The sequence below is a fragment of the Enterobacter sp. UPMP701 genome, from assembly GCF_053709515.1.
Genome location: NZ_JBSKJN010000062.1, coordinates 1 through 428, shown reverse-complemented (window position 1 = coordinate 428; position 428 = coordinate 1). Strand labels below are relative to the sequence as shown.

Sequence of the window (428 nt, the reverse complement as noted above, 5' to 3'; positions counted from 1 at the left end):
TCCGGGTCAATCCAGTTCACCTCAACGGCATTATGGCGGTCCTTCAGGGCGCTGAAGCTGTAGCGGAACGGCGCGCCATCATCCGGCATCACCACATTACTGCGGTTATAGGTCCACACCTTATCCGACGGTCGGTCCTGCACGAACGTCAGCGTCTGCCCGTTCCATACCGGCATACAGCGCATCGCCGAGCAGAAATCACTGAGCACATCCCACGCCTTGCGCTGTGTGGTCAGGTACGCATTACAGGTGATGCGCGGCTCCGTGCCGCCAAAGCCGTCCGGCACTGACTGGTCGCAGTACTGGCCGATGACATACAGCGCCCATTTGTCCACATCCGCCGCACCAAGACGTTTCCCCATGCCGTAGCGTGGATGGGTCAGCATATCCCACAGACACCAGGCCATGTTATTGCTGTATGCCGGTTT

Annotated in this window: 1 protein-coding gene; it reads right to left on the bottom strand. The window is 59.1% G+C overall.

Going from position 1 to position 428, the window contains the following annotated elements; genetic code table 11:
* A partial coding sequence (locus tag ACWKXT_RS24360) for a phage tail protein (RefSeq protein WP_263874796.1) occupies positions 1-428 on the bottom strand: 428 nt, incomplete at both ends.